This is a genomic window from Bacillus sp. ATD (assembly GCF_050585765.1).
GTDB classification, from domain to species: domain Bacteria; phylum Bacillota; class Bacilli; order Bacillales; family Bacillaceae; genus Bacillus; species Bacillus stercoris.
In genome coordinates this window covers 132,484-159,099 of sequence record NZ_JBOBQH010000002.1, presented here as the reverse complement: position 1 = coordinate 159,099, position 26,616 = coordinate 132,484, and the positions used below count along the sequence as shown (strand labels likewise).

Annotated in this window: 31 protein-coding genes and 4 pseudogenes; 12 read left to right on the top strand and 23 right to left on the bottom strand. The window is 38.9% G+C overall.

The annotated features are described in order from the left end of the window. Positions 1 to 33: 33 nt before the first annotated feature. Complete coding sequence (locus ACQXR1_RS05270; protein ID WP_416723174.1) at positions 34 to 648, bottom strand: helix-hairpin-helix domain-containing protein; 615 nt, start codon at positions 646 to 648, stop codon at positions 34 to 36. 83 nt (positions 649 to 731) lie between these two features. On the opposite strand from ACQXR1_RS05270, the gene comER reads away from it, so the two are divergent. After that, positions 732 to 1,553, top strand: coding sequence for a late competence protein ComER (gene comER / locus ACQXR1_RS05265; RefSeq protein ID WP_004398597.1), 822 nt, complete (start codon positions 732 to 734; stop codon positions 1,551 to 1,553). 65 nt (positions 1,554 to 1,618) lie between these two features. Here comER and ACQXR1_RS05260 read toward each other — a convergent pair whose 3' ends face one another. The 8 genes from ACQXR1_RS05260 to ACQXR1_RS05225 are packed head-to-tail and all read right to left on the bottom strand — an operon-like array spanning position 1,619 to position 6,630. Continuing rightward, positions 1,619 to 2,362, bottom strand: coding sequence for a class I SAM-dependent DNA methyltransferase (locus tag ACQXR1_RS05260; protein ID WP_014664670.1), 744 nt, complete (start codon positions 2,360 to 2,362; stop codon positions 1,619 to 1,621). Next, positions 2,359 to 2,715: a ribosome silencing factor gene (rsfS, locus tag ACQXR1_RS05255; RefSeq protein WP_014664671.1), complete on the bottom strand. Its 357-nt coding sequence runs from the start codon at positions 2,713 to 2,715 to the stop codon at positions 2,359 to 2,361. Before rsfS ends, ACQXR1_RS05260 begins: the two co-directional genes overlap by 4 nt. A gap of 17 nt (positions 2,716 to 2,732) precedes the next feature. After that, positions 2,733 to 3,293, bottom strand: a complete 561-nt coding sequence (gene yqeK, locus ACQXR1_RS05250) for a bis(5'-nucleosyl)-tetraphosphatase (symmetrical) YqeK (RefSeq protein ID WP_014664672.1) — start codon at positions 3,291 to 3,293, stop codon at positions 2,733 to 2,735. Continuing rightward, positions 3,283 to 3,852, bottom strand: coding sequence for a nicotinate-nucleotide adenylyltransferase (locus ACQXR1_RS05245; RefSeq protein WP_014477393.1), 570 nt, complete (start codon positions 3,850 to 3,852; stop codon positions 3,283 to 3,285). Before ACQXR1_RS05245 ends, yqeK begins: the two co-directional genes overlap by 11 nt. Before the next feature lie 11 nt (positions 3,853 to 3,863). After that, complete coding sequence (gene yhbY / locus ACQXR1_RS05240; RefSeq protein ID WP_014664674.1) at positions 3,864 to 4,154, bottom strand: ribosome assembly RNA-binding protein YhbY; 291 nt, start codon at positions 4,152 to 4,154, stop codon at positions 3,864 to 3,866. Beyond that, entirely contained in the window at positions 4,148 to 4,990 is an 843-nt protein-coding gene (gene aroE, locus ACQXR1_RS05235; protein ID WP_326273220.1) for a shikimate dehydrogenase, read from the bottom strand. Before aroE ends, yhbY begins: the two co-directional genes overlap by 7 nt. Before the next feature lie 17 nt (positions 4,991 to 5,007). After that, the gene (gene yqeH / locus ACQXR1_RS05230; protein ID WP_040082573.1) at positions 5,008 to 6,108 is read right to left on the bottom strand and encodes a ribosome biogenesis GTPase YqeH; all 1,101 of its coding nucleotides are present in this window, start codon (positions 6,106 to 6,108) and stop codon (positions 5,008 to 5,010) included. A 3-nt stretch (positions 6,109 to 6,111) separates the two neighbouring features. Next, positions 6,112 to 6,630 (bottom strand): YqeG family HAD IIIA-type phosphatase, encoded by a 519-nt coding sequence (locus tag ACQXR1_RS05225; RefSeq protein WP_003226126.1) that lies wholly within the window; start codon positions 6,628 to 6,630, stop codon positions 6,112 to 6,114. A gap of 361 nt (positions 6,631 to 6,991) precedes the next feature. On the opposite strand from ACQXR1_RS05225, the gene ACQXR1_RS05220 reads away from it, so the two are divergent. After that, the gene (locus ACQXR1_RS05220; RefSeq protein WP_003226124.1) at positions 6,992 to 7,132 is read left to right on the top strand and encodes a sporulation histidine kinase inhibitor Sda; all 141 of its coding nucleotides are present in this window, start codon (positions 6,992 to 6,994) and stop codon (positions 7,130 to 7,132) included. A gap of 305 nt (positions 7,133 to 7,437) precedes the next feature. On the opposite strand, the gene ACQXR1_RS05215 is transcribed toward ACQXR1_RS05220, so the two are convergent. Continuing rightward, positions 7,438 to 8,169, bottom strand: a complete 732-nt coding sequence (locus ACQXR1_RS05215; protein WP_367066730.1) for an SGNH/GDSL hydrolase family protein — start codon at positions 8,167 to 8,169, stop codon at positions 7,438 to 7,440. 432 nt (positions 8,170 to 8,601) lie between these two features. Here ACQXR1_RS05215 and ACQXR1_RS05210 point away from each other — a divergent pair, with 432 nt between their 5' ends. Beyond that, positions 8,602 to 9,228 carry a TVP38/TMEM64 family protein gene (locus tag ACQXR1_RS05210; protein WP_367066732.1) on the top strand — a complete coding sequence of 209 codons (627 nt, stop codon included), beginning with the start codon at positions 8,602 to 8,604 and terminating at the stop codon, positions 9,226 to 9,228. Positions 9,229 to 9,246: 18 nt separating this feature from the next. Here the strand turns inward: ACQXR1_RS05210 and ACQXR1_RS05205 are convergent. After that, positions 9,247 to 9,738 (bottom strand): annotated as a pseudogene (locus ACQXR1_RS05205) (NAD(P)-binding domain-containing protein). Between the two features lie 235 nt (positions 9,739 to 9,973). Between ACQXR1_RS05205 and ACQXR1_RS05200 the strand changes: the two are divergent. Beyond that, positions 9,974 to 10,696, top strand: a complete 723-nt coding sequence (locus ACQXR1_RS05200) for a YqeB family protein (RefSeq protein WP_326273215.1) — start codon at positions 9,974 to 9,976, stop codon at positions 10,694 to 10,696. Between the two features lie 32 nt (positions 10,697 to 10,728). Here ACQXR1_RS05200 and nucB read toward each other — a convergent pair whose 3' ends face one another. Next, positions 10,729 to 11,139: a sporulation-specific Dnase NucB gene (gene nucB / locus ACQXR1_RS05195; RefSeq protein ID WP_069149902.1), complete on the bottom strand. Its 411-nt coding sequence runs from the start codon at positions 11,137 to 11,139 to the stop codon at positions 10,729 to 10,731. A gap of 195 nt (positions 11,140 to 11,334) precedes the next feature. Between nucB and ACQXR1_RS05190 the strand changes: the two are divergent. Further along, positions 11,335 to 11,685 (top strand): annotated as a pseudogene (locus ACQXR1_RS05190) (sigma-70 family RNA polymerase sigma factor); the annotation flags it as partial. Positions 11,686 to 11,712: 27 nt separating this feature from the next. Here ACQXR1_RS05190 and spoIVCA read toward each other — a convergent pair. The 3 genes and pseudogenes from spoIVCA to ACQXR1_RS05175 form a co-directional block, all read right to left on the bottom strand. Beyond that, complete coding sequence (spoIVCA, locus tag ACQXR1_RS05185; RefSeq protein ID WP_430771972.1) at positions 11,713 to 13,173, bottom strand: site-specific DNA recombinase SpoIVCA; 1,461 nt, start codon at positions 13,171 to 13,173, stop codon at positions 11,713 to 11,715. Beyond that, a pseudogene (locus ACQXR1_RS05180) lies at positions 13,131 to 13,309 on the bottom strand (hypothetical protein). Before ACQXR1_RS05180 ends, spoIVCA begins: the two are co-directional and overlap by 43 nt. 448 nt (positions 13,310 to 13,757) lie before the next feature. Beyond that, positions 13,758 to 14,351, bottom strand: a complete 594-nt coding sequence (locus tag ACQXR1_RS05175) for a TetR/AcrR family transcriptional regulator (protein ID WP_029318098.1) — start codon at positions 14,349 to 14,351, stop codon at positions 13,758 to 13,760. 157 nt (positions 14,352 to 14,508) lie between these two features. On the opposite strand from ACQXR1_RS05175, the gene ACQXR1_RS05170 reads away from it, so the two are divergent. Both ACQXR1_RS05170 and ACQXR1_RS05165 read left to right on the top strand, forming a co-directional pair. Further along, positions 14,509 to 15,504 (top strand): NADPH:quinone oxidoreductase family protein, encoded by a 996-nt coding sequence (locus ACQXR1_RS05170; RefSeq protein ID WP_029318099.1) that lies wholly within the window; start codon positions 14,509 to 14,511, stop codon positions 15,502 to 15,504. A 327-nt stretch (positions 15,505 to 15,831) separates the two neighbouring features. After that, positions 15,832 to 16,065 (top strand): annotated as a pseudogene (locus ACQXR1_RS05165) (helix-turn-helix domain-containing protein); the annotation flags it as partial. A gap of 210 nt (positions 16,066 to 16,275) precedes the next feature. On the opposite strand, the gene arsC reads toward ACQXR1_RS05165, so the two are convergent. The 6 genes from arsC to ACQXR1_RS05135 form a co-directional block, all read right to left on the bottom strand. After that, a complete protein-coding gene (gene arsC / locus ACQXR1_RS05160) occupies positions 16,276 to 16,695 on the bottom strand; it encodes an arsenate reductase (thioredoxin) (protein ID WP_029318100.1) in 420 nt (139 codons plus the stop codon). A gap of 11 nt (positions 16,696 to 16,706) precedes the next feature. Then, positions 16,707 to 17,747: an arsenite efflux transporter Acr3 gene (gene acr3, locus ACQXR1_RS05155; RefSeq protein ID WP_004398718.1), complete on the bottom strand. Its 1,041-nt coding sequence runs from the start codon at positions 17,745 to 17,747 to the stop codon at positions 16,707 to 16,709. 22 nt (positions 17,748 to 17,769) lie between these two features. Continuing rightward, on the bottom strand, positions 17,770 to 18,210 hold the full coding sequence (locus tag ACQXR1_RS05150) for an ArsI/CadI family heavy metal resistance metalloenzyme (RefSeq protein ID WP_032722151.1): 441 nt from the start codon (positions 18,208 to 18,210) through the stop codon (positions 17,770 to 17,772). Between the two features lie 57 nt (positions 18,211 to 18,267). Further along, on the bottom strand, positions 18,268 to 18,585 hold the full coding sequence (arsR, locus tag ACQXR1_RS05145; RefSeq protein WP_141949618.1) for an arsenical resistance operon transcriptional regulator ArsR: 318 nt from the start codon (positions 18,583 to 18,585) through the stop codon (positions 18,268 to 18,270). 840 nt (positions 18,586 to 19,425) lie between these two features. Next, entirely contained in the window at positions 19,426 to 19,584 is a 159-nt protein-coding gene (locus ACQXR1_RS05140) for a hypothetical protein (protein WP_162830452.1), read from the bottom strand. After that, the gene (locus ACQXR1_RS05135) at positions 19,574 to 20,650 is read right to left on the bottom strand and encodes a tetratricopeptide repeat protein (RefSeq protein WP_404309729.1); all 1,077 of its coding nucleotides are present in this window, start codon (positions 20,648 to 20,650) and stop codon (positions 19,574 to 19,576) included. The genes ACQXR1_RS05140 and ACQXR1_RS05135 overlap by 11 nt, the downstream gene beginning before the upstream one ends. A 458-nt stretch (positions 20,651 to 21,108) precedes the next feature. Between ACQXR1_RS05135 and ACQXR1_RS05130 the strand changes: the two genes are divergently transcribed. From ACQXR1_RS05130 to ACQXR1_RS05110, 5 genes are all read left to right on the top strand, one after another. After that, entirely contained in the window at positions 21,109 to 21,231 is a 123-nt protein-coding gene (locus tag ACQXR1_RS05130) for a hypothetical protein (RefSeq protein ID WP_163138312.1), read from the top strand. Positions 21,232 to 21,340: 109 nt separating this feature from the next. Next, entirely contained in the window at positions 21,341 to 21,754 is a 414-nt protein-coding gene (locus ACQXR1_RS05125) for a hypothetical protein (protein ID WP_430771831.1), read from the top strand. Positions 21,755 to 21,869: 115 nt separating this feature from the next. Further along, positions 21,870 to 23,465, top strand: a complete 1,596-nt coding sequence (gene yqcG / locus ACQXR1_RS05120) for an LXG family T7SS effector endonuclease toxin YqcG (RefSeq protein ID WP_430771830.1) — start codon at positions 21,870 to 21,872, stop codon at positions 23,463 to 23,465. Between the two features lie 14 nt (positions 23,466 to 23,479). After that, entirely contained in the window at positions 23,480 to 24,058 is a 579-nt protein-coding gene (gene yqcF / locus ACQXR1_RS05115) for a type VII secretion system immunity protein YqcF (protein ID WP_172850655.1), read from the top strand. Between the two features lie 101 nt (positions 24,059 to 24,159). Continuing rightward, positions 24,160 to 24,450, top strand: coding sequence for a contact-dependent growth inhibition system immunity protein (locus ACQXR1_RS05110; protein ID WP_172850653.1), 291 nt, complete (start codon positions 24,160 to 24,162; stop codon positions 24,448 to 24,450). Between the two features lie 108 nt (positions 24,451 to 24,558). Here the strand turns inward: ACQXR1_RS05110 and ACQXR1_RS05105 are convergent, their stop codons facing one another. Both ACQXR1_RS05105 and ACQXR1_RS05100 read right to left on the bottom strand, forming a co-directional pair. Next, positions 24,559 to 25,443: a DMT family transporter gene (locus ACQXR1_RS05105; RefSeq protein WP_172850651.1), complete on the bottom strand. Its 885-nt coding sequence runs from the start codon at positions 25,441 to 25,443 to the stop codon at positions 24,559 to 24,561. Positions 25,444 to 25,765: 322 nt separating this feature from the next. Then, positions 25,766 to 26,590 (bottom strand): peptidoglycan recognition protein family protein, encoded by an 825-nt coding sequence (locus ACQXR1_RS05100; protein ID WP_430771829.1) that lies wholly within the window; start codon positions 26,588 to 26,590, stop codon positions 25,766 to 25,768. Between the last annotated feature and the right edge of the window lie 26 nt (positions 26,591 to 26,616).

The following is a 26,616-nucleotide window of genomic DNA, read 5'->3' as shown; positions in this document are numbered from 1 at the left end:
TTAGTTTACCTATCATAATGCATGACCGTCAAATCACTTTACTGAAATGGAAGACTTTATTTTCTCAAATGACTTTTCGCCTATTCCTGAAACCTTCGTGATATCTTCAATAGTCTGGAAACGCCCATTTTCTTCCCGGTATGCAATAATAGCTTCAGCTTTGGATGGCCCCACCCCTGAGATGCCTTGTAACTGCTCTAAGGTGGCTGTATTGATATTTACCACCCCCTTCCCTCCATCGCTTTGGACAGCTCCTCCGGCACCCTGCTGCACTGCTGTTTCCTCTCCTTTTTCCGGGATGTACACCACTGTCCCGTCCTGCAGAATCTCCGCCAAATTCACTTGCACTTCATCTGCTTTCTCATTGGTTCCTCCTGCTTTCTCAATTGCCTGAGATACTCTGTCCCCTGTTCGCATTTCATAAACGCCAGGATGCTGAACAGCACCTTTGATGTCTATCACAATTTCTTCGCTTGACTCATCTTTGCCTGCTTCCTGCTTTACCTCTGTATTTACCGTCTCAGTTGGTACAGCCTGCTTCACCGGCTCTTTGTTTCTCCCGCTGGCTAGAAAGATCATAATTGCTGTGAAAACAGCTGCAGAAGCCGCTAAAATCATTGCTTTCTTATGCTGATTCAACCAATTCATCGTGCATGTTCCCCGCTTTCGTCATATTTTATTTTCATAACACATATGGTTTAGAGGATAATAGCTCAAAGGAGGGGAAACCATTGAAGATAGGCTTTATCGGCACAGGAAATATGGGTACGATCCTTATAGAATCATTTATTGAATCAAAAGCAGCCGATCCCTCAAACATGACAATCACAAACCGCACAATTGAAAAAGCGTTGCACATAAAAAACCGCTACAACAGCATCAACGTTACCGAAAGTCTCGAAAAGCTCGTTTCTGAAAACGAAATGATTTTTATTTGTGTTAAGCCGCTTGATATATATCCTTTACTGGCAAGAGCGTTACCTTATTTAAGAAAAGATCATATTCTCATTTCAATTACAAGCCCCGTTCAAACCGAACAGCTCGAACAATATGTGCCGTGTCAAGTGGCGCGAGTGATCCCAAGTATTACGAACAGGGCGCTGGCAGGTGTTTCTCTCGTCACTTTCGGCACAAGCTGCGGCGAATCTGCAAAAGCGAAAATCAATGAGCTGATGCAGCATATTTCTCATCCGCTGCAAATTGAAAGTGACATTACGAGAGTTGCATCAGACATCGTAAGCTGCGGCCCCGCTTTTATGAGCTATCTGATTCAGCGGTTTATAGATGCAGCTGTTTCGGAAACGTCAGTGTCTAAACAGGACGCGATTTTGATGTGTAAGGAAATGCTTGTCGGAATGGGAAAACTGTTAGAAACCGAATTGTACACCCTGCCTGCATTACAGGAAAAGGTTTGCGTTAAAGGCGGTGTAACGGGAGAAGGCATTAAAGCGCTGGAAAGCGGTGTGCAGGATATGTTTCATCGGGTATTTCAAAATACTCATATGAAGTACGAGGAGGATATTTCCGCAGTGAAAAAGCAGTTTCATGTGTAGGCGAGTATGTCATACTTTTGTCTGTACTGCAAAAGCATAAAAAAGCATTTTAAAAAACCATCGTTTTAGGAAACGATGGTTTTTGGTTTCTGCGCCTTGAAAAATAGGCGTTCTGATTGTGCTGATGGCTCGGAATCCGTAAAATCAGCTGTCACGTGATGGAGCTGAAAGCCGCAGTTCTTCAGCATTTCTTCGTATTCATCCACTGGGAACGTTCTTTGCTCGTGTGTCTCATCAAAGCGGTCATATGCTTCTCCGTTCCAAACAAAAAACGACATATCATGAATGACAGAAAGCTCTTCACTTCCAGCAAAGCTCTGCCAAATATAGCTGATATCTTCGTCCTGGTCAGCAAATGTGCTATCCGGAAAAACTTCCGCAATTTTATAAGATGAATGAACATCAAACAGCAAAATGCCTCCGGGCTTTAACACCCGAAACACACTTTTAAAGGTTTGGATTACATCATTTTTTGTTTTTAAATAATTTAATGAGTCACAGCATATCGCAACAGCATCAAACTGACCGTCAAAGCCGGAAATCTCTCTCATATCCTGCTGAAGAAATAGAATAGGCTGGCTACTAGATACCTTTTGCTGGGCGAAGGAAAGCATCTCCTCGCTGAGGTCGATGCCTGTAACCTCGAAACCTTTTTCGGCAAGCCGGATAGAGATTTCTCCCGTGCCGCATGCAAGATCAAGAACACGGCCTTTTTCCGGGAGAGATGCATCAATCCATTTTGTCCATTGATCATAAGGCGCGTGTGACATCAACTCGTCATACACGCTTGCAAAGCCTTGATAAATCATTGGTTCATTCCAAGGTCAAGATCTGCGAGCGGAGCGTCTCCCCACAGCTTTTCAAGGTTATAGTAGCTTCTTTCGTCCTTGTGGAAGACATGAACAATCACATCGCCAAGATCAACGAGCACCCATCTTGCTTCATCAAAGCCTTCCATCTTTTTGACTTGAATGCCGTTTTCATCAGCCTGATCCTTGATTTCACGGGCAATCGCCTGCACCTGTTTATCTGAATTTCCGTGGCAGATCAAAAAATAATCAGCAACTAGAGAAATGCCTTCCATATCCAGTGCTAAAATATCCTCTGCCCGTTTATCATCGCATGCCGCAGCTGCGAGCTTTAAAATGGCCTTTTGGTTCATTCACAAATTCCTCCTGTTCAGTTGCCAGACACAAGCCAGTTATATGTTAAAAATGTGTCTGGAAAAACCGGTTGATTTTTTTTCATAAGAAAAACCATTGTATTTTTAATGGACTGAATCAGCGCTTGATTCAAATCAGTTTCAGCAAGCTTACGCACCTCATCGACACCGGGAAATGCCCGATTAGGCTCAATGTAATCAGCAACGTAAATGACTTTTTCTAAAAGTGTCATGCCAGGGCGCCCTGAGGTATGATACCTGATGGCGTCAAGAATGTCTTCATCTTGGACACCCGCTTCTCTTTGGACCAAATACGCGCCGACCGGAGCGTGCCAGAGCTCCGGATTATGATCCAATAAATGCGCAGGCATTTTTTCTCGCGCAATAATTTGTTTCATTTCTTCTTTTGGGCGGAATTTAGCATAATCATGAAAGATCGCCGCTGTTTCCGCTTTTTTAGAATCGGCTCCAAAACGCTCCGCAAGTTCGATCGCCGTGTTCATCACGCCAATCGTGTGGATATATCGGTGTTCGGTCAATTGCTGCTTCACGCATGCAAGTGCCTCCTCACGATTCATATAAACCATTCTCCTCTACATACTTCTTCACTTTATCAGGGATTAAGTAGTCAGTGGGCTTCTTGCTTTTAAACCGTTCCCTTATCATAGTTGATGATACCTCAAATTCCGGAACGTCTGCAAAGAGAAGCGGATAAGGGGTTTCAACATGAAAACCGGGGCGCTTTACTCCAATAAATTGAATGAGGTTCAGCAGCTCGTCCAGCTTATACCATTTCGGCAAATATTCAATCATATCAGCACCGATAATAAAGAACAGCTGATCATTTGGATAACGCTGCTTCAATAAAGAAACGGTATCAAAGGTATATGATGGCCCTTCTCTTTCCATTTCCACAAGCTCCAGCTTAAAGGACGGATTGGATTGAATCGCAAGCTTCAGCATTTCCACACGATGAAAGCTGTCGGTATAATCTTCGTCCTGTTTATGCGGCGGAATTTGATTGGGCATAAACCAAATTTCATCAAGCCCCGCCTGGTACAGCACCTCATTCGCCATTAAGAGGTGACCATTATGCGGAGGATCAAACGTGCCTCCGAAAATTCCGATTTTCTTCATTTCAACCACCTTTAAGGAAGCTCGATTTGTTTATTTTCCTTTGATTCCTTATATAACACAATCGTATTGCCGATTGTCTGCACCAATTGAGAGCGGCTTCCTTTTACAAGAGCGTCCGCCACATCATTTTTATCCTCTTCGCAATTCTGGAGAACACTGACTTTAATCAGCTCTCTCGCTTCAAGTGCCTCAGCAATTTGTTTAATCATGTTGTCGTTTACTCCGCCTTTACCTACTTGAAAAATCGGCGTTAAATGATGCGCTTTTGAACGCAAAAAACGTTTTTGTTTACCTGTTAACATTCTGTTCCTCCTAATTTTCCTATTACAATTGATCTCATTTTTTCAATATCAGGCTCTTGTCCAGTCCATAATTGAAAGGATAATGCCGCCTGTTCAACAAACATGCCCACACCATCAAGTGTTTTTAAGCCTTTCTGGCTTGCTTCTTTTAAAAGAGCCGTCTGAATTGGATTATACACGATATCACATACGACAGCACTGCTTGCGGCACGCTGTAATGAAAGCGGCACTTCATCCACGTTCGGATACATGCCCACTGATGTTGTATGGATGATCACATCATACTGCTCAAGACGTTCTTCTGCTTCTTTTATGCTTAATACTTCTTTATTGTGAAACGAGGGAGTGGATTCTGTAAGCCGCTTTGCTTTTTCCAGCGTCCGGTTGCAAATGTCAAATTTTTTTGGGCTATTACGGACAATTGTTGTAAAGATGGCTCTCGCCGCTCCGCCCGCGCCGATCATTAAAAATGACAGTTCAGAGATGGGCTTGTCTAATACCTTCATTAATGACTTCACAAAGCCTTCCCCGTCGGTATTGTATCCGACAAGCTTGTTTCCCTCTCTTCTGACCGTGTTTACGGCACCAAGCACTTTTGCACTCTCATCAATATGATCCAAATAATCCATAATAGAAACCTTGTGCGGGACAGTCACATTGATTCCGTGTACGCCTAGAGCTCTTATTCCCTTTACCGCATCCTCCAGATCATTCTCTTCCACCTTGAAGGCATGATAATGCCCGTCAAGCCCAAGATCTTTCAATGATGCGTTATGAATATCAGGTGACATGGAATGGCCAATCGGATTTCCGATAACCCCGTACAGCTTTTTCATACTCCTCTCCCCTTTTCTTAAATTAATGAGCGCCGAACAAATACATGAACGCCTTTTGGAGCGTATGCAGTTACCTTTTTATCGGCGTCATGGACAGTAACCCAGCCTAAACCAGAGAAAACGATATCTGTCTTTTTGTCTTTTATCGTAAACGTATGGGCGACCAATTCCGGAAACTCATCCATTTCATCTTTACCCGGAGGCGTGAGCAATTCCCCTGCATGCTTTTCATAAAGCGCATCTGCATTTTCAAGTTTTGTTCTATGAATCATCAGCTCATTTGGCATATAGCAAATAAAAGGAGATCTTTCCCCAGACACATAATCGAACCTTGCAAGTCCGCCAAAATACAGTGTTTGCTGATCATTAAGCTGGAAAGTGCGAGGCTTCAGCTCTTTTTTAGGGGATAGTATTTTCAGATCCTTCTTATTGACATAATGCGCCATTTGATGGTTGTTGATAATTCCCGGAGTATCATAAAGCGCTGAGCCGTCATCCAGCGGAATTTCAATCGCATCAAGGGTTGTGCCAGGAAATTGGGATGTTGTAATAATATCTTCTTCACCTGACACTTCTTTAATAATCCGGTTAATAAAGGTGGACTTCCCTACATTTGTACATCCGACAACATAGACATCTTTGCCGTTGCGGTAATGCTCAATCGCATCAATGACTTCTTTGATTCCCTGGCCGCGTCCCGCACTGACCAAAAATACGTCAACAGGTTTTAAGCCAAGCTCTTTCGCTTCACGTTTCATCCATTGGATCAGACGCTCTCTTTTCAGTGACTTAGGCAAAATATCCGCTTTATTGCCAACTAATAAGATAGGGTTCCCCCCCACCAAGCGCTGCAGCCCATTAATCCAGCTGCCGTTAAAATCAAAAATATCAACTATTTTTACGACAAGAGAGTCCGTTTCCCCAATACCGTGAAGGATGTTCAAAAAATCATCATCCGTTAAGGAAACGTCTTGTATTTCATTGTAGTTTTTCAGTCTGAAGCAACGCTGGCAAATCACATTTTCTTTCGTAAGCGATGCAGGCGGCGCGTACCCCAGACCTGTTTTGTCCTCGGTTTGGATTGCAACTCCGCATCCGATACAAACAACCTTTTCCATTTCTTACTCCTCCCACTGAATGTGCCCTTTTCGTTTGAGAGCACTCAGTATTCTGCGTTCAACCTGGCGATTAAAGCGCGTAATGAATCCGTCAGAGGAAGCGACTGGCACGACCAAAATCGTATGGTAGCCGTTTCGGTTTCCCCCGAGTACATCGGTCAGCAACTGGTCTCCGATGACCACGCAGTCCTCTTTTTTCAGCTCCATATTGCGCACCGCTCTATTAAAGGCTTTACCCATCGGTTTTCTTGCTTTATAAATGAATGGGATTCCAAGCGGTTCAGAGAAAAGTTTCACTCTTCTTTCATTATTATTAGAGACGATTGTCACTTTAATGCCGTGTTCCTTCATTTCTTCAAACCACTCGATCAAGCGCGGTGTCGCGTTCGGCCTGTCCCATTCAACAAGCGTATTATCCAGATCAGTAATAATCCCTTTTACATTTCGTTCCTTTAATTTTTCAGGCGTAATATGAAAAATATTTTTTACAAACTCGTCAGGTAAAAAAAACTTTTTTAACAAAACCCGCACCCTTCCCTTTTCTTTCTCCTTAATATGATTGTCGAAAAAAATCGAACTTGCGCCTAAAGAAAAACTGAGCAAAAAAATTTCGACAAAAATTGGGTTTCTTCACCAGGTGTGGATAAATTTACACACACTATCCACTCTTATTACATCACTCTTTAGACAAATTATAAACACGATACTCACAAGTTATCCACTTTTCGGTGTGGATAACAGAACGATTGTTCTTATATTCATTTCATGGTAGATTAAAGATAACTTCAACCTCAGATAAACGCAACTTATCATTGTATGCGTTAAGATCATGAATGATTCCAACTTTTAAGGAGGTGCCTCTCCCATTAATTGGGTTCCTAGCATGAGAAAACTGTCTGATGAATTACTAATAGAATCTTATTTCAAAGCCACCGAGATGAATTTAAACCGTGACTTTATCGAGTTAATTGAAAACGAAATAAAAAGAAGATCGCTCGGACATATTATTTCCGTATCTTCTTAATAGGAATTTGTCTATTTTTTCCGGGCGTATTTCCTTTTTTTACTCAGATGACTGATATTATATCACTTCGGCTGCGCGCTTTACTACTATTTTCAGCAAAAAACACCCCTAAAAAGAGGTGTTTTAAAGGGACGGTTATTATGCTAACCAGTATATGCCGCCCACAACCAGGAGAACAACAACTAAAACAACAATAAAAGCGTATCCATATGCTCTGCCTGCGCCATACATGTGAAGCGCCTCCTTAATAAGGTTTTATAACAGCCTATGTAGGAGAAATAAATCGGACTAGGCGGTTGTCCGGCTCAACGCTGCAGAATCTGCCCATCTTGTATTCCTTCATATACAATCCTTGCCCCTTTAGGTGTCATATGATTGCCTGAAGGATCTATAAGACCGGATTGGATAAGCGCTTCATCAGTTGCTTTTCCGCCGTCTGCTTCTATAAAATGCTTCCAGTTATCTACAAGAGGGACATCCAGGCGCTTCGACACATCTCTTGTAATATCGTTGTATGAGTCGTGCCATTTCCTTGCTCCGCCTTTTGGTTCAAAAGCAGCTGCTTTATATCTGGAATAGTAAAACAGATGATGCTTCCCATTACCTTCTATAATTGGAATACACGTCATTAAGATTGGCTTGATCCCGTGTTTTCTGCTTTCTTCGATAAAATAAACCAGATTTTCTCTAAAACGCTGCTTCGACACTCTCGGTTTTCCCTCAGTCAGTATGGCGGCGTCATTTGTGCCGAACATAATAAACAAATACTTCGGTTTTTGATCCAGCACATCTGTCTGAAACCGAAGACGGGCATCCTCTGTCGTCTGTCCTCCGATTCCCGCATTGAGTATATCAAGGTTACCGCGTTCAGCTGTTTTAAGTATATTGACCCACTGCTGTGCTTTTGGATAATCGCGATAATCCCAATTAGAGCCACGCGTATTGCTGTCACCAAATGCTACAACGTCTTCGTATCCCATTCCCTCGCACCCTGCTGTAACGAACAACAGAAGGAAAAGGATGATAAAATGTTTCATCTTTACACCCCCAAAATCCTCACCTTAATGTTATACCTCTGTTTCTCTTCGTTCAACGAAGAGTTTTTTCGCTAACACTGTTTTTTCCTATAGTTAACGTGTCCCCCTCAGTGAATATCATTCTGCTTTCATTGCGGCGCAGCAGATGACTTTTTATTTTTAAATTCCCTTCTCTCTAATCTGAAAAACACACAAACCAAAGGAAATAAATAGGCTAAGATACAGCTTATCCCTTAAGGTTATGGTTACCCTTTCTATCTCCCCTATGTTAAGAAAACAGAGAGATAGACGGACAGCCTTTTTTATGAAATAAAAAGAATTGTGTTCTTAACCTGGTTTTCAGTTGAACGGCTGAAATGGCACCAGTTATACTAATTTAGATGACGGAGATTTTGGCTCCTGACATCATCTAAGTTGGGAGTGACATAGACTATGTTAAAAAAGGGAATAGGTATACTTGTGATGATTGCTATCATTGCAGTCGGTTTTTTTCAAAAAGAAGCTTGGCTTGATGCAATTAAAGCAGGAGGGATGTTTTCCGTTTTATTTAGTATGCTGCTGATTGCTGTCGACGTTTTTTTCCCAATAGTGCCGTTTGCTTTAGTTGCTGCTTTAAATGGCGCTGTGTTCGGGACGGCAAATGGAATTTGGATTACACTGACCGGCTCAATGCTTGGTACAATATTGCTGTTTTTTCTCACCAGGTACAGTTTTAGAGATTGGGCCAGAAAAAAAGTTCAGGCATATCCTGCCATACAAAGCTACGAGGATTCCTTCAACAAAAATGCTTTTACCGCTGTTTTATTAGGAAGGCTGATACCGGTCATACCTTCCCTTATAATGAACGTGATCTGCGGACTGAGTCAGGTTCGCTGGCATGTTTTTTTCTTTGCATCTTTCATAGGGAAAATCCCCAACATTGTTGTTGTCACCATTGCAGGTGCCAACTTCACCAGCAATAAATTATTGTCTATCAGCATTTACGGTGCGTATATTCTGATCATCATGCTGGTCATATATAAAAAGTTCCCTCATCTTCTGAAGGTGCCAAAAAAATAAGGAGGCTTGTTCGCCCCCTTACTTTTTTTCCGTCGCATGGCCTCCAAATTCATTTCGAAGGGCAGCGACATGCGACCACAGGAGTTGCGCTCTGCAGATCAAGCGTGGTTTTCGCCGTCCGTTTCCCTTCACCTATGGATCATTTTTCAAAAATGTCCGCTTCCCGCTTCCGAAGGCGGTGTCCCGAAAAAGCGGTTCTACAATCTCCCATGCTTTATGATCACCCCCACCATAAAACAGGCTCCATGCCATGCGCCTTCATTCCGCCCGCCGTACCGGCATCGAGATAATGGATACCGCTTCTTTCATTTAATTGTAGCAGTGATCGATTAATGAGAGTTTCCAGCTTCGATAATCATATCGCCTTTTCTTAATAAAGGTCATACATCACGCAAAACTGCCCCACCAACCTTGATTTATAGCATATCCAACCGCTTGATGATTGCGGGCTATGAATTGCTTTCCTATGTTTATGCCCATTTTCCCTAAGCCGATTAATCCGATTTTCATGCCTGTTCTTCCTGATTGTCAAAAGCCTTTACTTTTTATGTTCCCTTTGTAGTTGACACGCAGAAAAAAAAATGAAACTACATCTTCTGCCCATTTTAATATGTTTTTCATGACCGGCTGTACCTGCCAGTTCCATTTCGGAACCCTCTTAAATCCATAATTTTTACTATATCCTTGATTTACCATCTTTTTGAGTTAAAATATGGGAAGAGGATTTTCAGTAAAAGAAGGTGTCATGTTGCAGAATCAATCTCATACTCTTATTGGTGTTACGAAAACCGCTATATTCCTTTTATACGCTGCATTTGCAATGATCGGTCTTACCATCGGGTATTTTATCCCGCAGATTGCGAAATGGGCATTATCCCTTCCGTGGATTCCTTTTGAAGGACCGCTTCGGCTCATCACCTCTTTTCAGGGATCAACAGCTGCATTTATCACTGCTCTTCTCGGTATGACTGCAGGGATTTGGTTCGCTCATTCTGTTATTGCAATGCTGCTGTCTGTCAAGATTACAGATCACACAGTGGAATTCATGAAAGGAAAAAAAGTGCAATCAATTCATTCCGGTGACATCGCTCTTGTATTTATGGATCACAAACAGCTTGTCCTCCTAGGAACAGCCGGATATGAATTGGTACGGGAAGAAATTGATGAAAAACCAGTAAACGTTGAGAAGGCCTTTAAACAGCATCATTACGAATGGGCAGCAGATGGTGATCCGTTTAAAGATCAATTTCGCCGATGGATTCCTGAGGCACCGGACCTATCGCAAGGCGCCCATGCCTTATTAAAAGCTCGGCACAAAGCGCTGGAGGACGAACAAAAAGACGATATTGAAGAATTCCGTCTCGATCTGGCACAGCTGGGCATTGTTGTACGGGACGAAGGCACACGCCAATATTGGCGAAAAGCAGAAACCTATCCCCCGAACATTCAGCACGGCGAAGGGTTGTAACAACAGAGGCTCAAGAAAGAGCCTCTTCTTTACTACTGCACAATAAACAGCACTCTGGTGCCGTCAGGATAGCTGCTCATTTGATTCCCTACCCATGAGCCAGCCCCGCGATTATCAGAAGGCGTCACATATCGGACATCAGCTCCTGCGCCGCCTTCCTCGCAGACCGCCATCGGCCACTCATCCCGATCATAGCCCGGCTTCGTCGGAATACCCTTTAATGATTCCTCCCGCCTTTTGTCTGCTCCATCTCTATCTATGGTGCAAATCTCAGAATGTCCCTCTGCAATCGCATCTCTAATATGATCGCCTGTTTCCGGATAACGAGACAGCGGAAAATATAACACTTTGTCATACAAAGAAGCGCCTTGGATCTGCTGCGGAACCATTACACAAAGAAGAACTGCTGCAGCAAGAAACAGGCCTGCCATCCATTTTTTCATTCCCATCCCCCCATACATTCGTTCATTTCAATGTATGGGCGCATGATATAGATTATTTTTAAAATTTGAAGGTAGTATGCTGTTTACAAAAGCCAGGCTCCCCTGCGAGAAATTTCCCGGTACAGACACAGACAGCCTCCCGCCCACATACATTTACATATAGGCTTTTGCCTACATACTTTTGTGGAGGTGACGATGGTGACAGGTGTTTTCGCAGCGCTCGGCTTTGTTGTTAAAGAGCTTGTCTTTTTAGTATCTTACGTGAAAAACAATGCCTTTCCACAACCGCTCTCAAGCAGCGAGGAAAAAAAATACTTAGAGCTCATGGCTAAAGGGGATGAACATGCCAGAAACATGCTGATTGAGCATAATCTTCGCTTGGTCGCCCATATTGTGAAAAAATTTGAAAATACAGGTGAGGATGCAGAGGACTTAATCTCCATCGGAACGATCGGGCTGATTAAAGGAATTGAAAGCTATTCCGCTGGTAAAGGGACAAAGCTGGCGACGTATGCTGCGAGGTGTATTGAAAATGAGATTGTAATTACAAAAGGGGGGTGCATACACCCCTCTTTAATACGTTTCAATATATACGGTGTCAGAATCCACAACAGTAACTTCTTTCACGATAAAGTTAACAATTGTTTTTTTATCTTCAAGAGTTAAGTTATCTGCACCGATTGATTGAAAGTAGTCGATGGCTCTCTTTAGAGCATTTTCACTTGAGCTTGTATCATCTAGGACTTTCATTTTTGATTGAATTTCGTTACACTTTTCAGTAAGCTGATTTTGCTTTTTTTGCAGTTCAATAATTTGTGCTTTGATTTCATCAATATCTAAATCATCGTCATCGCTTAGGCTGATTAGCGTTAAAAGACGCTTGCGGCCTTTTTTTGTTTTCTCTATCTCTTTTTGAATAAGTTCTAATTCAACAGACAGGTGATTTGATTGTTCAATCTCTTTAAAAGAAGCATACTTTTGAGGATTGGTGATAAATTTAAAAATCTCACCCCATACATGCCGGTTTAATTTATTCTCAGACATTTCTTTTCCGCAGCCGCGGTCCTTTGCTCCAGAATAATTTTTCCGACAAGTATACACATAGTAGTCTTTACCGTGTGATTTTCTTTTCTTGCCTGTCATGGTATTTCCGCATTTCCCACATCTAACCAAACCCGATAACAAGTAATTGTGAGGGCTAATACTCAAGTGCTTTCGTTTACTTTGGCCTAAAAGCTCTTGAGCATAATCCCATTGTTCGGCTGGAATAATCGCCGGAATTATAACAGTGATTTGCTCTTCTTCAGGTCTTATTTTAATTATAGATTTGTTCCCTGCTTGCTTTGAAACATAAGAACCCTCAGTGTCATATTTATACTGCTTGTGTTCACCCTTATAAGAAGAGTTCATTAATATCTGTCGAACAACCTGCCTGTGCCATACTTTGGCACCTTTTTTTGTTTTAACCCCCATCTGAGTTAAATGTAGAGCAATACCATTTACTCTGCCGAAAAAAGGGCTTTTATGATCGGTGAAATAGTTGAAAATCATTCGAATAATTTTGGCTTCCTCTTCAAATATCTCAAGAGTTCTTTTCTCTTTAACAAATTTATAGCCATATAGTTTAGAATCTTTAATGATCATGCCTTTTTTCATTTTTTGAAGTCGGCCGCTTGATGTCCGTTCTTTAATTTTGGCTTTTTCAAATTCTGATATTGCCCCGCGCATAGCGAAAAATAATTGGCCTTCTGGAGAATTGGCGTATTCACCATTTACAAAAATCAAGGGTATATTTCGCTTTCGCAGTTCATCATCAATGATAAGCTGATTCATTAATTTCCGAGAAAGACGGTCAGGATCGTAACAAATGACTTGACTTATAAGTCCCTTGCTTGCATCCTCCCTCAAGCGATTCAAAGCCGGACGTTCTAAAAGCTCGCCAGAAAATCCTTCATCGGCATACTTCAGCACATCCTTAGTCCCTGCTTTCTTTATGCAGGCTTCGATCTGGCTGTCGATGCTCGATCCCTTGATCGCTTGTTCCTCGGTCGATACCCTTACATATATTGCTATCACCCTGGATCTCCTTCCTATAAAGTTTTATTAAATAATGATAGCAATCGTTAATGCATTTGTCAGCTTGCGGTCCCTCAATGATTATCACCTTCATAAAATGCATCACCCCTTGGGTAATGCTATGTAACTAGTGTTTGTCCTAATGAGGTGATTTTCAAGGAGTATGAAAACAAATAAAAAAACCGATGGTTTGAATCATCGGTTTCTTTTTTGACATATACCACGCCCACTAGTCCCTCAACATAGTAAATCCATATCATTGGTTATGAAAGCTTATTTTCATTACACTCTGTATATTCACTTTGCACCATTTCTATACGTTTATATGAAATATGGTTAAAAAATGGTGAGCTAAAACGATAAAGATCCAACCTGTTCATTTGGTATCCTCATTCTTCAAGTACCCTCAATAAATGTAAACCACTGAATATTTTTATGACATTGCATGTGTCAATGATGCTTCTTAATTAAATGACATTTTCTGTTTTTAGATTCGTTATGTCTTTTTCTGTTACGTAAAGAATGGAGATAAACTAATAGAATTAAGTGAGCTTTAAATGCTTCAAAAAGCTCTGATAACAAATCTCTTTATAATATTCATGTGAATTTATATCTTCACTCATTAGCCATTGAATGAGCAATCCATCTACAATAGATCGCATTGTTTTTGAAGCTTTTTCAACATCTATACTTTGGTCAAATACTCCTGTTTCCTGTCCAAAAATAATAATGTTAGATGTGATGCCCCAGCACTGTTGATAAAAGCTATGGTTAATTTTCCTGTACGTTTCATTTCGGGTTGCCTGAGACAAGAAATCTAAATAAACCTTGTAAAACTTTTCATTTTCCTCGGGAGAGACAAATATTGAATTTACATAAGCTTTCAACTTATCCAGTGGCGTAGATTCCGAATCCACTGCTTTCAATTCATGTTTATAAATTTTATTTGTAATCCACTCAAGTAGTTGAGAAAGGGTATCTTCCTTATTATCAAAGTAATAATGCACGACGCCCTTACTAACTCCTGCGTGATCAGCAATACTTTGTAGTGTAACTGAATTATAACCTTGTGTTGACACAGCTTGGAAAGCTGCCCTTAATATTTGATTCTTTCTTTCTTCTGCTTTTTTCTTCATAATAAACCTCCAGAAAGCTAACCTTCAATTAGTATACAACAGTTCATGAAATCCACACAAAATTATTCTGACCAGACAAAATAGTTTGACCGGTCAGAATAATTGTGTATACTTAAAGTGGTTTCACATCAAGATAGCATATTGGAGGATTTATAAAATGAAAGACGAATTCAAGGCTCTAGTTGTAAACAAAGTTGATGATGAATTTTCAATTAAAGTAAAGAATGTTTCTCCAGCGTTTTTACCAGAAAGTGATGTCCACATCCAAGTACACTACTCTGGAATTAACTACAAAGATGGACTTGCAGGGAACCCCAATGGGAAAATCGTAAGAAAATACCCATTTATACCGGGTATAGATTTAGCAGGTGTAGTCATTTCTTCTAATGATCCTCGCTTTAAAGAGGGGGATAAGGTGATTGCCACAAGTTATGATATAGGTGTTTCTCATTTTGGCGGTTTTAGCGAATATGCAAGTCTCCCTGGAGACTGGATTGTACCTTTACCTGATAATTTGACCCTCAAAGAAGCAATGATAGTAGGAACAGCTGGCTTCACAGCGGCACTATCTATTCAACGTCTAGAAGAAAATAACCTATCTCCCGAAAAAGGAAAAGTTCTGGTAACAGGAGCAACAGGTGGCGTTGGTAGTTTTGCTGTTTCATTCCTTAACTCTCTCGGTTATCAAGTAGAAGCTAGTACAGGTAAAGAATCAGAATATGATTACTTACGAAAACTTGGAGCTAGTACAATTATTTCACGGGATATGACCTATGGAGGGAAGGTTAAAGCCTTAGGATCACAAAAATGGGCGGCAGCTGTTGATCCTGTAGGCGGGGAACCTCTTGCCTCTATCTTAAGCCAAATTCAATATGGAGGTTCCGTTGCTGTTAGTGGATTAACAGCTGGAACAAAACTGCCAACTACTGTTTTTCCATTCATCTTAAGAGGTGTTAATTTACTTGGGATTGATTCTGTATATTGTCCAATGGAAACACGGTTAAAAACATGGCATCGTGTAGCAACTGATTTTAAACCATCTAGTTTAGAGGAATTTATTTCACAAGAAATTACTTTAGATCAACTTCCTAACGTTCTTCCTGAAATATTGGAAGGACAAGTAAGAGGGAGAACGATTGTAAATATCGTATGATTATTCATCAGAACTCATCCAGTCGCTAAAGATGAAACAATGTCTTAAAGGGATTTTGAACAGGAATTCCTTTACTTCTTATAACTTACTTTATGTTATTAGCAAAATACAAGGAATGCCAGCAGTGCCCTCCCCACTCAGCTTATCGTAGTGGTATGAAAATGCTTTTTCATTTAAGCATTGTACAAATAAAAATGTGGTTCCTGCCCCGCAGTTTCGTATTGGGTAAACAAAGCTCAAACTCATTGTCTTTCCATGGGTCTGAGCCTTTACTTTATTTCTTCCTTAATAATTATTGTATGTCTACAGGATTAGATGATAAAAAGAAGAGTCAGCGAATTTCAATTTGACATTATTAGTGAAAACACAAAGGTTGGAATTCAAGAGGCAAAATTAAAGGGGAAAAATACAGGACGTCTGAGAAAACCTGATCATAATGTCCGCCGTGCTATGGAGATGTACCAAAGCAAAAAGTATACCATACAGCAAATTACCAAAGAGACGGGTATCAGTAAAACAACGTTATACCGTTACTTAGATAACTGGAACGACTTTGAGTAAGTTATTTTTATTCCAATCTTGAGATTAAACCAGAAAAAATACCTTGTTGAGGCAGACAATTTAATTGTCTGTTTTTTCATTTTGCAAGGGTTCTAAGAAAACATAACAATCAGTGTGGTTCAAGATCTGAAATTGGTGTCAAGTTCGTATAGCTATACATTAATAAAAAAGGACACATATAAATATGCATCCTATAACAAAAGAGTTTAATTATTTCCCTGTTTCAGCAAATTCCTTCAACCTATTCCCTATTTCATCACGAACTCTTTGGAAAAACGCCCATTTTTCTTCTTCAGTCCCTTGTGCCTTTGCTGGATCATCAAAACCCCAATGCTCACGTTTTACATGTGGAGGCGTCATCGGGCATTTATCAGCAGCATCTCCACAAAGCGTAACAACTAAATCAGCATTGTTCAGAATATCAGAATCGATTATATCTGACGTTTGATTAGAGATATCTATACCAACTTCCTTCATCGCTTTAACAGCATTCGGATTTAATCCATGTGCTTCTATCCCCGCGCTATACACTTTCCACTCATCACCTAAATATTGTTTAGCCCATCCTTCAGCCATTTGGCTCCGGCAAGAGTTCCCTGTACATAAAAAGTAAATGATTTTATTCTCCATATATTCCACCTCTACATCGAGTGACTTCCAAAGTATTTTCGTTGAAACCATAAAGCAACCTTAACAAGTGCTATCATGACTGGCACTTCTACAAGCGGACCAATTACGGCGGCAAATGCTGCACCCGAATGAATTCCAAATACACCAACAGCTACAGCAATCGCTAATTCAAAGTTATTGCTTCCTGCTGTAAAAGCTAAAGTAGTAGTTACAGCATAGTTTGCCCCGATTTTCTTCCCTAAAAAGAAGGAAACAAAGAACATTAAAACAAAGTAAATCAATAATGGAATCGCAACTCGGACAACATCTAACGGCAAGCTAACAATTACATCACCTTTTAAGGAAAACATGACGATAATTGTAAATAGCAAAGCAATTAACGTAATTGGACTAATCTTAGGAATGAACACTTTTTCATACCATTCTTTGCCCTTCACTTTTACAAAAATATAACGTGTCACCATTCCTGCAATAAAAGGAACTCCAAGGTAAATGAATACTGATTTTGCGACTTCTGCCATCGTAATATTCACTACTGCTCCTTCCATCCCTAACCATTGCGGAATAACTGTTACAAAAATGTAAGCATAAACTGAGAAAAAAAGCATTTGGAAAATTGAGTTGAAAGCAACTAATCCTGCCGCGTATTCCGTATCACCTTTTGATAAGTCATTCCAAACAATAACCATCGCAATACAGCGAGCTAATCCAATCATAATAAGCCCAATCATATACTCCGGTTTATCTGGCAAAAAGATGATAGCCAAAATAAACATGAGAGTCGGTCCGATGATCCAGTTTTGCACTAAAGATAAAATTAACACTTTAATATCTTTAAATACCCGTCCAATTTCTTCATATCGAACCTTTGCTAGTGGTGGATACATCATTAATACTAATCCAATAGCTAAAGGGATAGATGTAGTTCCTACTTGTAATTTGTTTAATCCACCAACAAAACTCGGAAATATAAAACCTAATCCTATCCCCAATGCCATCGCAAGAAAAATCCAGATGGTTAAATAACGGTCTAAAAAAGATAAACGTTTCATTACTTTATCCTCACCTTTTTTACTAACAGCAAGAGTTCGTTGTACTATCACTTGGTGGTGCTACACAACAAGAGGAAGAATCTTGTTTTTGAATCTCGCTATTCGATTTGGTATAGAAAAATTCCCACTCGTTTCCATCTGGATCAGTAATCCAAAATTTATCTTGGACTGCATAACAACAAGTCGTATCCATTTCCTCACGTGCAAAAAACCCTTCTTTTTCAAGCCTTTCCTTGTGTTTCAAAACTTCTTCCAAACTATCTACTTGGAATCCAAAATGATTCACTTGATTTCCCTTCACCTCATCTGCGACATTTAAAGTGAAGTTCAGTCCAGGAGTCTCTAATAAAAACTTTGCATAGTCTGTTTTTACTTTTACAGCCTTTACTCCAAAAACTTTTTCATAAAAACTGATCGAATTCTCTAAGTTGACAACGTTAATCCCTACATGAACATATTTCATTTTAATTCCCCCTCTTATCTATTAATCAAAAAAAATTGATTTAATGCCTAAATTTTTTTAGCAACAATCTCCTTCACCTTTTTTTCTAAATACACAACAAAGCTCTTCTGATAATAAACTATTTACTTCCTCATCATTTAAATCATAATAGCTCCATGTTCCCTTTGTCTCTTTCGTTATTAAGTTGGCATCTAATAAAATTTTTAGGTGATAAGAAAGTTTAGATTGCGTCACCTCAAAAATCTCAGTCAGATCACAAACACAGGTTTTTCCCCTTTGACAAAGTTCATACATGATCTCTAATCGTTTCTGATCAGCAAGAGCCTTAAATTTTTGTTCATATTTCCGTAGCAGTTCTGATTTCGTCTCATCCATTCATATCGCCTTCTTTAATCAATTTTTTTTGATGTATTTATTATACTCATGATTTCAAAATAAATGCAACAAAGTAAATCAATTTTTTTTGATTAATTATTAAAGCCTTTTAAACTTGTGTAATCAAAAGGTTAACACATGCATTTGGTGACAAGTCATGAACTCCTGAAGGAAATTTAATAAATCTAAAGCAAAAAAGATACCAATATGATTTGGTATCTTCATTCTTAGAATCCCTAATTTTTTTGTGAAATCTATTACCATAAACAAAAGCCCGCCATTCAAGCATTTAAAGTCGTCCTTTACCTCCATTTACACAACCTCAAAGACCCGTACAAATAAAAAGGAAGGGTCTAATTCCTTCCTCTTTATGCACCAACTCGATCTGTGGCAATTTAGAGACCACCATTTGAAGCGCTGTCTATATCAACAAAGTGTGTAATTTTAAGATTCTACTTAATACCACTACGCCAATAGAATCCGGCTGATTTTAATTATCATCTCTCCTTTTTAAATTTTCACTATGAAACTTGCGGCTAAATGTGCATTTGATGGAGGTACACCTTCATTGACTTGTATTTGAATCCATGTCATAGGTAGGTACTCTAGTGGAATTGAATCACTCTAAAACAAGAAGATAAGGTACTCAACAAGTAGTTGTAATAAAAAAGTTATTGCGGTCTCACCGAAAATTTAAATTGCGGTGCCCTATTGCCTTTTTCTCTCCAAAAAAATGAGGTTATATGTAAAGGACTTATAAGGATTGTTTAATACTTTAATGTATTTAACTTACTACTTTCAACCAAAAAACCCTCTCAAGTATGAGAGGGTTTTTACAGATTAAGTCTGTAATCTGATACCTGCCATTTCCATTTCAGCATTAGTCGTGTGGGCCTCAATGTGCTGGTTAGATTGTTCAGGAGCCGCAGTAAACGCAAATAAACCAGTGGTTACAATAACAGCAAAGAGAAATACGCAAACACCTTTTTTAATACTCATATAAACAGTCACCTCGCTGAATTTGAAGCTGCGCTTCAACCATTTTATCGTAGAAAAAACTGGATTCTTCAAATTCTCCGCCTTCTCTATAATATTCTGCAGTAAGCAACGTTATGTGTTCCGTAAAAGAGAACATGTGACTTTCATTAAGATCATTCAATATATTAAGGATACCCTGTTTATCAACTGACTCAATATATAAAGCATTCAGAAACTTATTCATCGATAAGAAAAGTTCGTCATTAAATTTTTGTGCTGTTTCGATCCCTTGATGCAAAACCTTCTGTCCTTCATTAAACTTTTCTTGCTTGAATAAAACTGTGGCCAACGAATGAAGCGTATGAGGAAGTGTCCTTAAATTTGCTTTTTCTGCAACTTCAGCTGCTTCTTTCAAATATCCCTCAGCTTTACTTGGTTGTCCCATGTAATGATAACATTCGCCTAAATTATAAAGAGCCGAACTTATTAGTCTGTCGTGGCCCAATTCTTTAGAAAGTTTCAGAGCTTCTTCAAGATGTTTCAATCCTTTTTCATAATGTTTAAAATCAAGATAGTTACCAACGATTACAAACAAGCTTTGAATTTTCCTTACAGTATACAGTGGATTCTGATCATAAATCTCCAATGCCTTTAAAATGTGGTGCATGGAAACGTGAGTTTGTTTCATGTTGTAATAAGCTTCTGCTACTTTAAAATGAAATTCAGCTTGTTCGATTTCATCAGTAACAGCATAAAGTTCTTTTTCAGCTTTACGGTAATAATTAATAGCTTCGACGAATTCTTGCTGATCGAATTCATACATACCACGGAAAAATAATGAGTAATATTTCAGGAGACCGGTTAATTTCTTTTGGGGAGCTTCAATTTTTTCAAGTAATTCTGAGATGGTTGGACGTGCTGTTCTATACTTTTTTTCTGGCTCTAAGTAGTCGAGCATAAGTTGGTGTCGAAAGCTCATGAGGGAGTAATAAATTAGTAAGTACTCATCCTCTTCCATCTGTTTGATTTCTCTTTCAACTTCTGCTTTTAAAATTTCAGCATCCGGAACACTAAACTGACGTATCATCTTATACCATTCGGTAATCTTAACCCCTACATGTGAGGAAGGTAAAACCGGATTCACATGATCCCTCCTTTTTATGTCTTTTTATGTAATATTCTAACATTTCCAAAAAGTGTTTGAACCGCAAAAAAACCGCAAACTTTTTTCGATTTGTTCATTATAAAAAAGGCAGGCATTATGCCTGCTTTTTTGTAATGACTCTATCCGTTCTTTCTCCTGTATAACGGTAAAGAAAGGTATTCAAGTATTTTTATGAAATGGGCTTTTTACGTATTTTATACGTTGCACCTTACTATGATAATCCTCATTAAAGAATTATTTATAGTATAATACTTTTCACAAACATTCTGAAATTGTTTTCATCATAAAAGGTGTAGCATGATATGCGCAGCCCGAATAGGAGTAGACTATCATTCCCAAAAAATAGTGTATATACTAAAAAGCAAAAATCGAAATCTAAATTGTTTATCAGTTTATCCGCCGTTTTAATTGGACTTGCCTTTTTGGGATCTATGTCTAATGGCGAAATGAAGGAAGCATCCCGGAATGTAACTCTCGCACCTACTCATGAATTCCTTGTTTGATTCGATAAACAACATTAGTTCTGATTCCCTTTAGCCGTTTCATAACGGCTTTTTCTTATTTCTGATACTGAAAAAATCCATCATACATAAAGCTTTTGAGGTGAACATTTTGGACTTATTTGATGAATGCTTAGAAGCTCTAGGGAAAAACAAAGAAATCTTATCAGAAGAATTAACGGCAAAATATTATGAACTGCTTTCAAACAGTTTTCCCTTTACATCTTGGGGACGAATCAAGTGGGAAGAAGTTTGTTGTCACCAATCTATAGATTACGAGGAAGAGATTGACGATTGGCTAGCTAAACACCATTTTAAAGATAGGAACATTATTATTCTTTGGGGTTACGGAGAACAGCCAGCATTAAAAACCAGTCTTGAGCATGCATTAAACGTAATTGATGATGTAACTGCCGTTGGATCAGATACTTTTATGTTTAGTGAATATGGCTACGTTATCGAATTTTTTCATGATGGCGATGTTACAATTGGAAAGTCCCCTTTCATTGAAAGGATTAGCAAATAGGTAAAATGACACAGATCGAATGATTCATTTCCACCATTTGATCCACATAACAGTTAGTTTCATCATTCTTCCATGGTAATATTTTGTTATGACGATTAAATGAAAGGATATGATCATGAAAGTATTTGAAGCCAAAACCTTGCTCTCCGAGGCTGAAAAGCGAGCAAAGGAATACAAAGATTTAAAAAGTAAAATGGTCAAATTAAAAAAAGCGTTCAAAGCTGTTGCAGATTTAGATGATAGCGAGTTTTCAGGCAAAGGTGCTAATAACATCAAATCATTTTATGAAGATCAAGCTGGCATTGCTGACCAATGGATTGATTTAATTGAGATGAAAATTTCTTTCTTAACGAGTATTCCTGGTTTCTTAGAAGATGCAAACTTATCAGATGCCTACATAGAAGAAACCTTTTTAGCGCATGAGCTTGCTAACGCCTACACCAAATCAAAATCCATTATGTCTGAACAGAAAAAAGCCATGAAAGATATATTAAATGATATCAACGATATACTGCCTTTGGATCTGTTCTCGACAGAAACTTTTAAAAATGAACTTTCGTCTGCCGAAAAGAAACGAAAAGAAGCCATTGAGAAAATGGATGAAGTTGACGAAAACTTAACATCAGAATACGGACTATCAGAAGCAAATGAACAAATGATTCAAGCTGATTATCAAGCTTTAATGAATGCGACAGCAAAAGGCAAAAGCGCCTCTCCTATTCACTATAATGCGAAGACTTATAGAGACAGTGAGATTCACACGATGACTGAGGATGTAAAGAAACAATCAACAGACTACATCTCTTTTAAGGACCAACAGGCGGAACAAAGAAGAATTGCAAAAGAACAAGAAGAACTGGCGAACAGACCATGGTATGAAAAGTCTTGGGATGCTGTTTGTAATTTTACAGGAGAGGTCTCTGGATATTATGATTATAAAAGAGCCGCTGATGGGGTTGATCCTGTTACCGGCGAAAAATTAACTGCTGGACAACGGGTCGCTGCCGGTGCAATGGCTGCGGCAGGATACATCCCTATCGTAGGATGGGCAGGTAAATTAGCTAAAGGTGGAAAAGCTGTTTATTCAACAAGTAAAGCATTGTATAGAGCAGACAAAGCTCTCGATGTATATAAAACACCTAAGACATTCCATGCCCTTCAAAACTCCAACAAAGGACTTTATGGACTTGCTTCTGCAAATGGTTTTAGTGAAGCTATAACAGGACGCGATATGTTCGGGAATAAAGTCTCCAAAGAGAGGCAAGAACAGAGCCTTAGTGGTGCAATGGCAATGTTGGTTCCTTTCGGAGCTCGTGGAATTAACAAAAAGCTTAATGCAAAATCAAGTTCTCGAGTTAGCGAAGCATCGACTAACACCAGCAAAAAAACTAAAGTTCCTAAAACGTACAAAAGACCAACTTATTTCCGTAAAGGCGTTAGAGATAAGGTTTGGGAAAATGCTAAGGATTCAACCGGATCTGTTAAAGACCCGTTAACAAAACAAGTAATGAAAAAAGATGAACCATGGGATATGGGTCATAAACCAGGTTATGAATTTAGAAAACATCAACAAAGTGCGATGGAAAGAAATATTAGTCGAAAGCAATTTTTAGATGAACATAATAATCCAGACCATTATCAACCTGAATTACCTTCCTCCAATAGGAGTCATAAAGGGGAAGATATGACGGATGATTACTTTGGAGATTAAGGAGAGATTGTCTAATGGGCGTTACACAAGAAAATAAAGTAATTGCTAGAACAGTTTTAGGAGCTTTTGGGGGTAAACCGAAGGTTACGAAATATTGGGATGATAACAAGAGTAGCAGCATTGATATTTTATCGGTCAGTGACCAGCCTCAGGAAGGTATCACGTCATATTCAACTTTAGGTTTGTCGGATCATTCTATTAATTATGAGGTGAATGGCACTCCGTTGCGGGTAGAAATCGTAGCTGCAATGGAGTCAGCTTCAGACATATATGCTAATGTTTTATCAACTTGTGCCTTTAATATAATCAACTCAAATTTCTCTTGTGCACCAGGTGTTATTTTTAAAGATGTGATTAGTATGTATGATCGGGAAACCGACATGAAACATGTTATGTTCGTTCCCCCATTTCTGTGGGAGGAAGATTTAGAGCTACTTGAATTTAGCAACAAAAATGTTACTTGGCTAATGGCTATACCTATTTCAGAAGGAGAATTGCAAGTAGCTGAACAACACGGTCCAGACCATTTACAAGATCTTTTGGAATCAAAGCAGATTGATATTTTTGATATAAAGAGAGAATCTGTTGCTTAAATAACATTCATTCAAAATTATTTAATAAAGAAGAGTACTTTACAAGTCCCTCTTAATGGGGGCTTATTCCAACCAACCATATAAAAAAGAGAGGAAGTACCGTGGATGAAGGTTATGATTTCTTAGACGAATTAGAAAATTTTTTAGGTGGAACATTTCATCAAGATATCCAATCGCCTGAACACGCATTAGACGAATTTATTGAGGAAATTAGTAAAGAAGGTTTGCTATTTACAGTAAAGTATTGCGAAGAGTTTCTAAATAGCAATCTAACTAAAGAAGAAAAGGAAGACATTATAAAGTGTAATGCAGAAATATATTTCCCGACAATTGGATTACCACCAATAGAATGGTTGAAAAGTGTAATAGAAAAACTAAAAGAAGCTATTTAAAAGAAACACTGAAAGGCCCCCATTTTATGAGAGGGCCTTTTTATATTACTTCAATTTTAGCTTTAGTCTTAGGACCATAAATGTCGTCCTAAGTAACCCGCACATAGACTAAAACCGTTTGACGCACTCTTGTGTTCTGCGAAACCTTATTTCACTAGCAAAAGTAGACCCTAATAAAAGAACTCCACCTATAATTTGTAATAGCGTGAATTGCTCTTGTAATATTAGACCAGAAATGAGAATAGCCACAAATGGGTCAACATAACTCAACACAGCTATGCTCTGACCCTTTAATTTTTCCATGCCAGAGAAAAACAACCAGAACCCTATTCCTGTGTTTACAATCCCCAGAAAGATTATAAAAGGAATTGATGATGATGATACACTTAGCATGTTAAGTCCTTCTGTAATAAGGACATATGGTAGAAGAATTAAAGCTGTGACCAACAGTTGGATAATGGTTACTTCCAGCCGATTCATCTCTTTAATAAACTTATTTAACAACATTAACGCAGCATAAAATGCAGCTGCAATTAACCCCAAAATAATCCCAATTAAATCCTCTCTTCCGGATGCACTAACACCATTTCCGACAATGAACATCATCCCTAATACTGCTACGAAGATACATATCACTTTTTTAAATGAGAGTTTTTCCTTTAAAAAAATAGGTGAAAGTAACATCACAAAAACAGGTGCAAAATAATAACCTAACGTGGCATTCGTTAGAGTTGTATACTCATAGGATTGATAAAGAAATATCCAATTTCCTCCCAAAGCAATACCCGATAAAAAAAGAAATATCCCACAACTTTTTATTTTTTGCCACGAGAAGCTTTTTCTCTTATTAATAAACACAAGTGTTAAAAAGAGAAAACCAATTGAGCTACTTAAAAACGCTGTTTCACTCGAAGATAAGTCAATGTATCTCACAATTAAACCAATTGTACCAAAAATAATCATTGATAATATAAACTGTATGCTAGATTTCATTTTCTACTCCTTCGAATCTGCGAAACAGCTTATATTTCGCAGATTCTTAATCTGTTTTAAATATAAGCGTGTTTATGAGCAGAAACGGTGGTGGTGGAGAAGTAGCAAGTCTAACACTCGGATTTGTCATTGAATTTGATAATGGCATAAATAAACCAACCTCCAGTTTTTTTTTGGTTAGATAAGTATATAATAAAAATATTTGGATGTATATTAAGAATTTTTGGATATAAAGGTTGTAATGGCAAATGGCAAAAGTCACTCAACAAAAATTGTGCTATTTAAAAGGATAAGGAGCTGTTTTATTATTCTTAGAGCTTGTTCAGTTCCTCTTTGATAGAGCTTCAAGTTTGGCTTTAGTCTTAGGTCCATAAATTCCATCAGCAGATAGTCCATGCATCAACTGAAATCGTCTAACTGCATCTGCTGTTTTCGGACCGTATACGCCGTCAATACCATTATTCTTCGCTCCTTTATCCGGGTAGAAGTATAGTGCAGCCAGTGCTTTTTGAATTTGTGTTACCTTTTCCCCTCTCATCATTGGGTTCTTCACTTTAAAAATACCGAAAGGCAGTGTAAATGAAGTTTTTTTGCTGCTTGAGTTTGTTGTTTTCTTTTTAGCTACACTTACTTTGCTTGAGCTCGTTTCCCCACCTAGCGCTTTTAATTCTTTTTCAATGGCAGCCTTAACTTGATTCCATCTTCCCTCTGACAAAATACGGTGCGGGCAATACTTCCCGTTCCAGTCTTGATGCTTGCGGACACGATCAATGCCCCATCCGCGTTCTTTAAGTAGCTGCGCCACAAACTTAATAGCAAGCTTTTCCGCTGCCTTATATCGCGCCCCTCCTGACTTGCTATAACAAATTTCGACACCAATCGACTTACGATTCCCTGTACCATTTTTTCCATCTCCTGTGTGCCAAGCGTTACGATTCGTTGGAATCCCTTGAATAACTTGTTTATCGTCTACTGCAAAGTGAAAACTCGTTGAGCTAGAGTTATTCTTCATGTAAGAAATCTCATTGGCTGCTGAAGCATCATTCGCAGTGTTATGGATGGTAATGTATTCGGCCGTCATGGGGTTTGGACATTTCAATCCATACTTTGATTTGGAGACTAGATTCTTTACAACTTTAATGGCCATATATCCTCTCTCCCTCCGTCTGTGTA

What these genes read in the sequence shown, in the direction of transcription:
- ACQXR1_RS05270 (WP_416723174.1), bottom strand. Translation starts at nt 648, where the DNA reads ATGAATTGGTTGAATCAGCATAAGAAAGCAATGATTTTAGCGGCTTCT.
- ACQXR1_RS05260 (WP_014664670.1), bottom strand. Translation starts at nt 2,362, where the DNA reads ATGATTTATCAAGGCTTTGCAAGCGTGTATGACGAGTTGATGTCACAC.
- rsfS (WP_014664671.1), bottom strand. Translation starts at nt 2,715, where the DNA reads ATGAACCAAAAGGCCATTTTAAAGCTCGCAGCTGCGGCATGCGATGAT.
- yqeK (WP_014664672.1), bottom strand. Translation starts at nt 3,293, where the DNA reads ATGAATCGTGAGGAGGCACTTGCATGCGTGAAGCAGCAATTGACCGAA.
- ACQXR1_RS05245 (WP_014477393.1), bottom strand. Translation starts at nt 3,852, where the DNA reads ATGAAGAAAATCGGAATTTTCGGAGGCACGTTTGATCCTCCGCATAAT.
- yhbY (WP_014664674.1), bottom strand. Translation starts at nt 4,154, where the DNA reads ATGTTAACAGGTAAACAAAAACGTTTTTTGCGTTCAAAAGCGCATCAT.
- aroE (WP_326273220.1), bottom strand. Translation starts at nt 4,990, where the DNA reads ATGAAAAAGCTGTACGGGGTTATCGGAAATCCGATTGGCCATTCCATG.
- yqeH (WP_040082573.1), bottom strand. Translation starts at nt 6,108, where the DNA reads ATGGAAAAGGTTGTTTGTATCGGATGCGGAGTTGCAATCCAAACCGAG.
- ACQXR1_RS05220 (WP_003226124.1), top strand. Translation starts at nt 6,992, where the DNA reads ATGAGAAAACTGTCTGATGAATTACTAATAGAATCTTATTTCAAAGCC.
- ACQXR1_RS05215 (WP_367066730.1), bottom strand. Translation starts at nt 8,169, where the DNA reads ATGAAACATTTTATCATCCTTTTCCTTCTGTTGTTCGTTACAGCAGGG.
- ACQXR1_RS05210 (WP_367066732.1), top strand. Translation starts at nt 8,602, where the DNA reads ATGTTAAAAAAGGGAATAGGTATACTTGTGATGATTGCTATCATTGCA.
- ACQXR1_RS05200 (WP_326273215.1), top strand. Translation starts at nt 9,974, where the DNA reads ATGTTGCAGAATCAATCTCATACTCTTATTGGTGTTACGAAAACCGCT.
- nucB (WP_069149902.1), bottom strand. Translation starts at nt 11,139, where the DNA reads ATGAAAAAATGGATGGCAGGCCTGTTTCTTGCTGCAGCAGTTCTTCTT.
- ACQXR1_RS05175 (WP_029318098.1), bottom strand. Translation starts at nt 14,351, where the DNA reads ATGAAGAAAAAAGCAGAAGAAAGAAAGAATCAAATATTAAGGGCAGCT.
- ACQXR1_RS05170 (WP_029318099.1), top strand. Translation starts at nt 14,509, where the DNA reads ATGAAAGACGAATTCAAGGCTCTAGTTGTAAACAAAGTTGATGATGAA.
- arsC (WP_029318100.1), bottom strand. Translation starts at nt 16,695, where the DNA reads ATGGAGAATAAAATCATTTACTTTTTATGTACAGGGAACTCTTGCCGG.
- acr3 (WP_004398718.1), bottom strand. Translation starts at nt 17,747, where the DNA reads ATGAAACGTTTATCTTTTTTAGACCGTTATTTAACCATCTGGATTTTT.
- ACQXR1_RS05150 (WP_032722151.1), bottom strand. Translation starts at nt 18,210, where the DNA reads ATGAAATATGTTCATGTAGGGATTAACGTTGTCAACTTAGAGAATTCG.
- arsR (WP_141949618.1), bottom strand. Translation starts at nt 18,585, where the DNA reads ATGGATGAGACGAAATCAGAACTGCTACGGAAATATGAACAAAAATTT.
- ACQXR1_RS05140 (WP_162830452.1), bottom strand. Translation starts at nt 19,584, where the DNA reads ATGAGTATTAAAAAAGGTGTTTGCGTATTTCTCTTTGCTGTTATTGTA.
- ACQXR1_RS05135 (WP_404309729.1), bottom strand. Translation starts at nt 20,650, where the DNA reads ATGATACGTCAGTTTAGTGTTCCGGATGCTGAAATTTTAAAAGCAGAA.
- yqcG (WP_430771830.1), top strand. Translation starts at nt 21,870, where the DNA reads ATGAAAGTATTTGAAGCCAAAACCTTGCTCTCCGAGGCTGAAAAGCGA.
- yqcF (WP_172850655.1), top strand. Translation starts at nt 23,480, where the DNA reads ATGGGCGTTACACAAGAAAATAAAGTAATTGCTAGAACAGTTTTAGGA.
- ACQXR1_RS05105 (WP_172850651.1), bottom strand. Translation starts at nt 25,443, where the DNA reads ATGAAATCTAGCATACAGTTTATATTATCAATGATTATTTTTGGTACA.
- ACQXR1_RS05100 (WP_430771829.1), bottom strand. Translation starts at nt 26,590, where the DNA reads ATGGCCATTAAAGTTGTAAAGAATCTAGTCTCCAAATCAAAGTATGGA.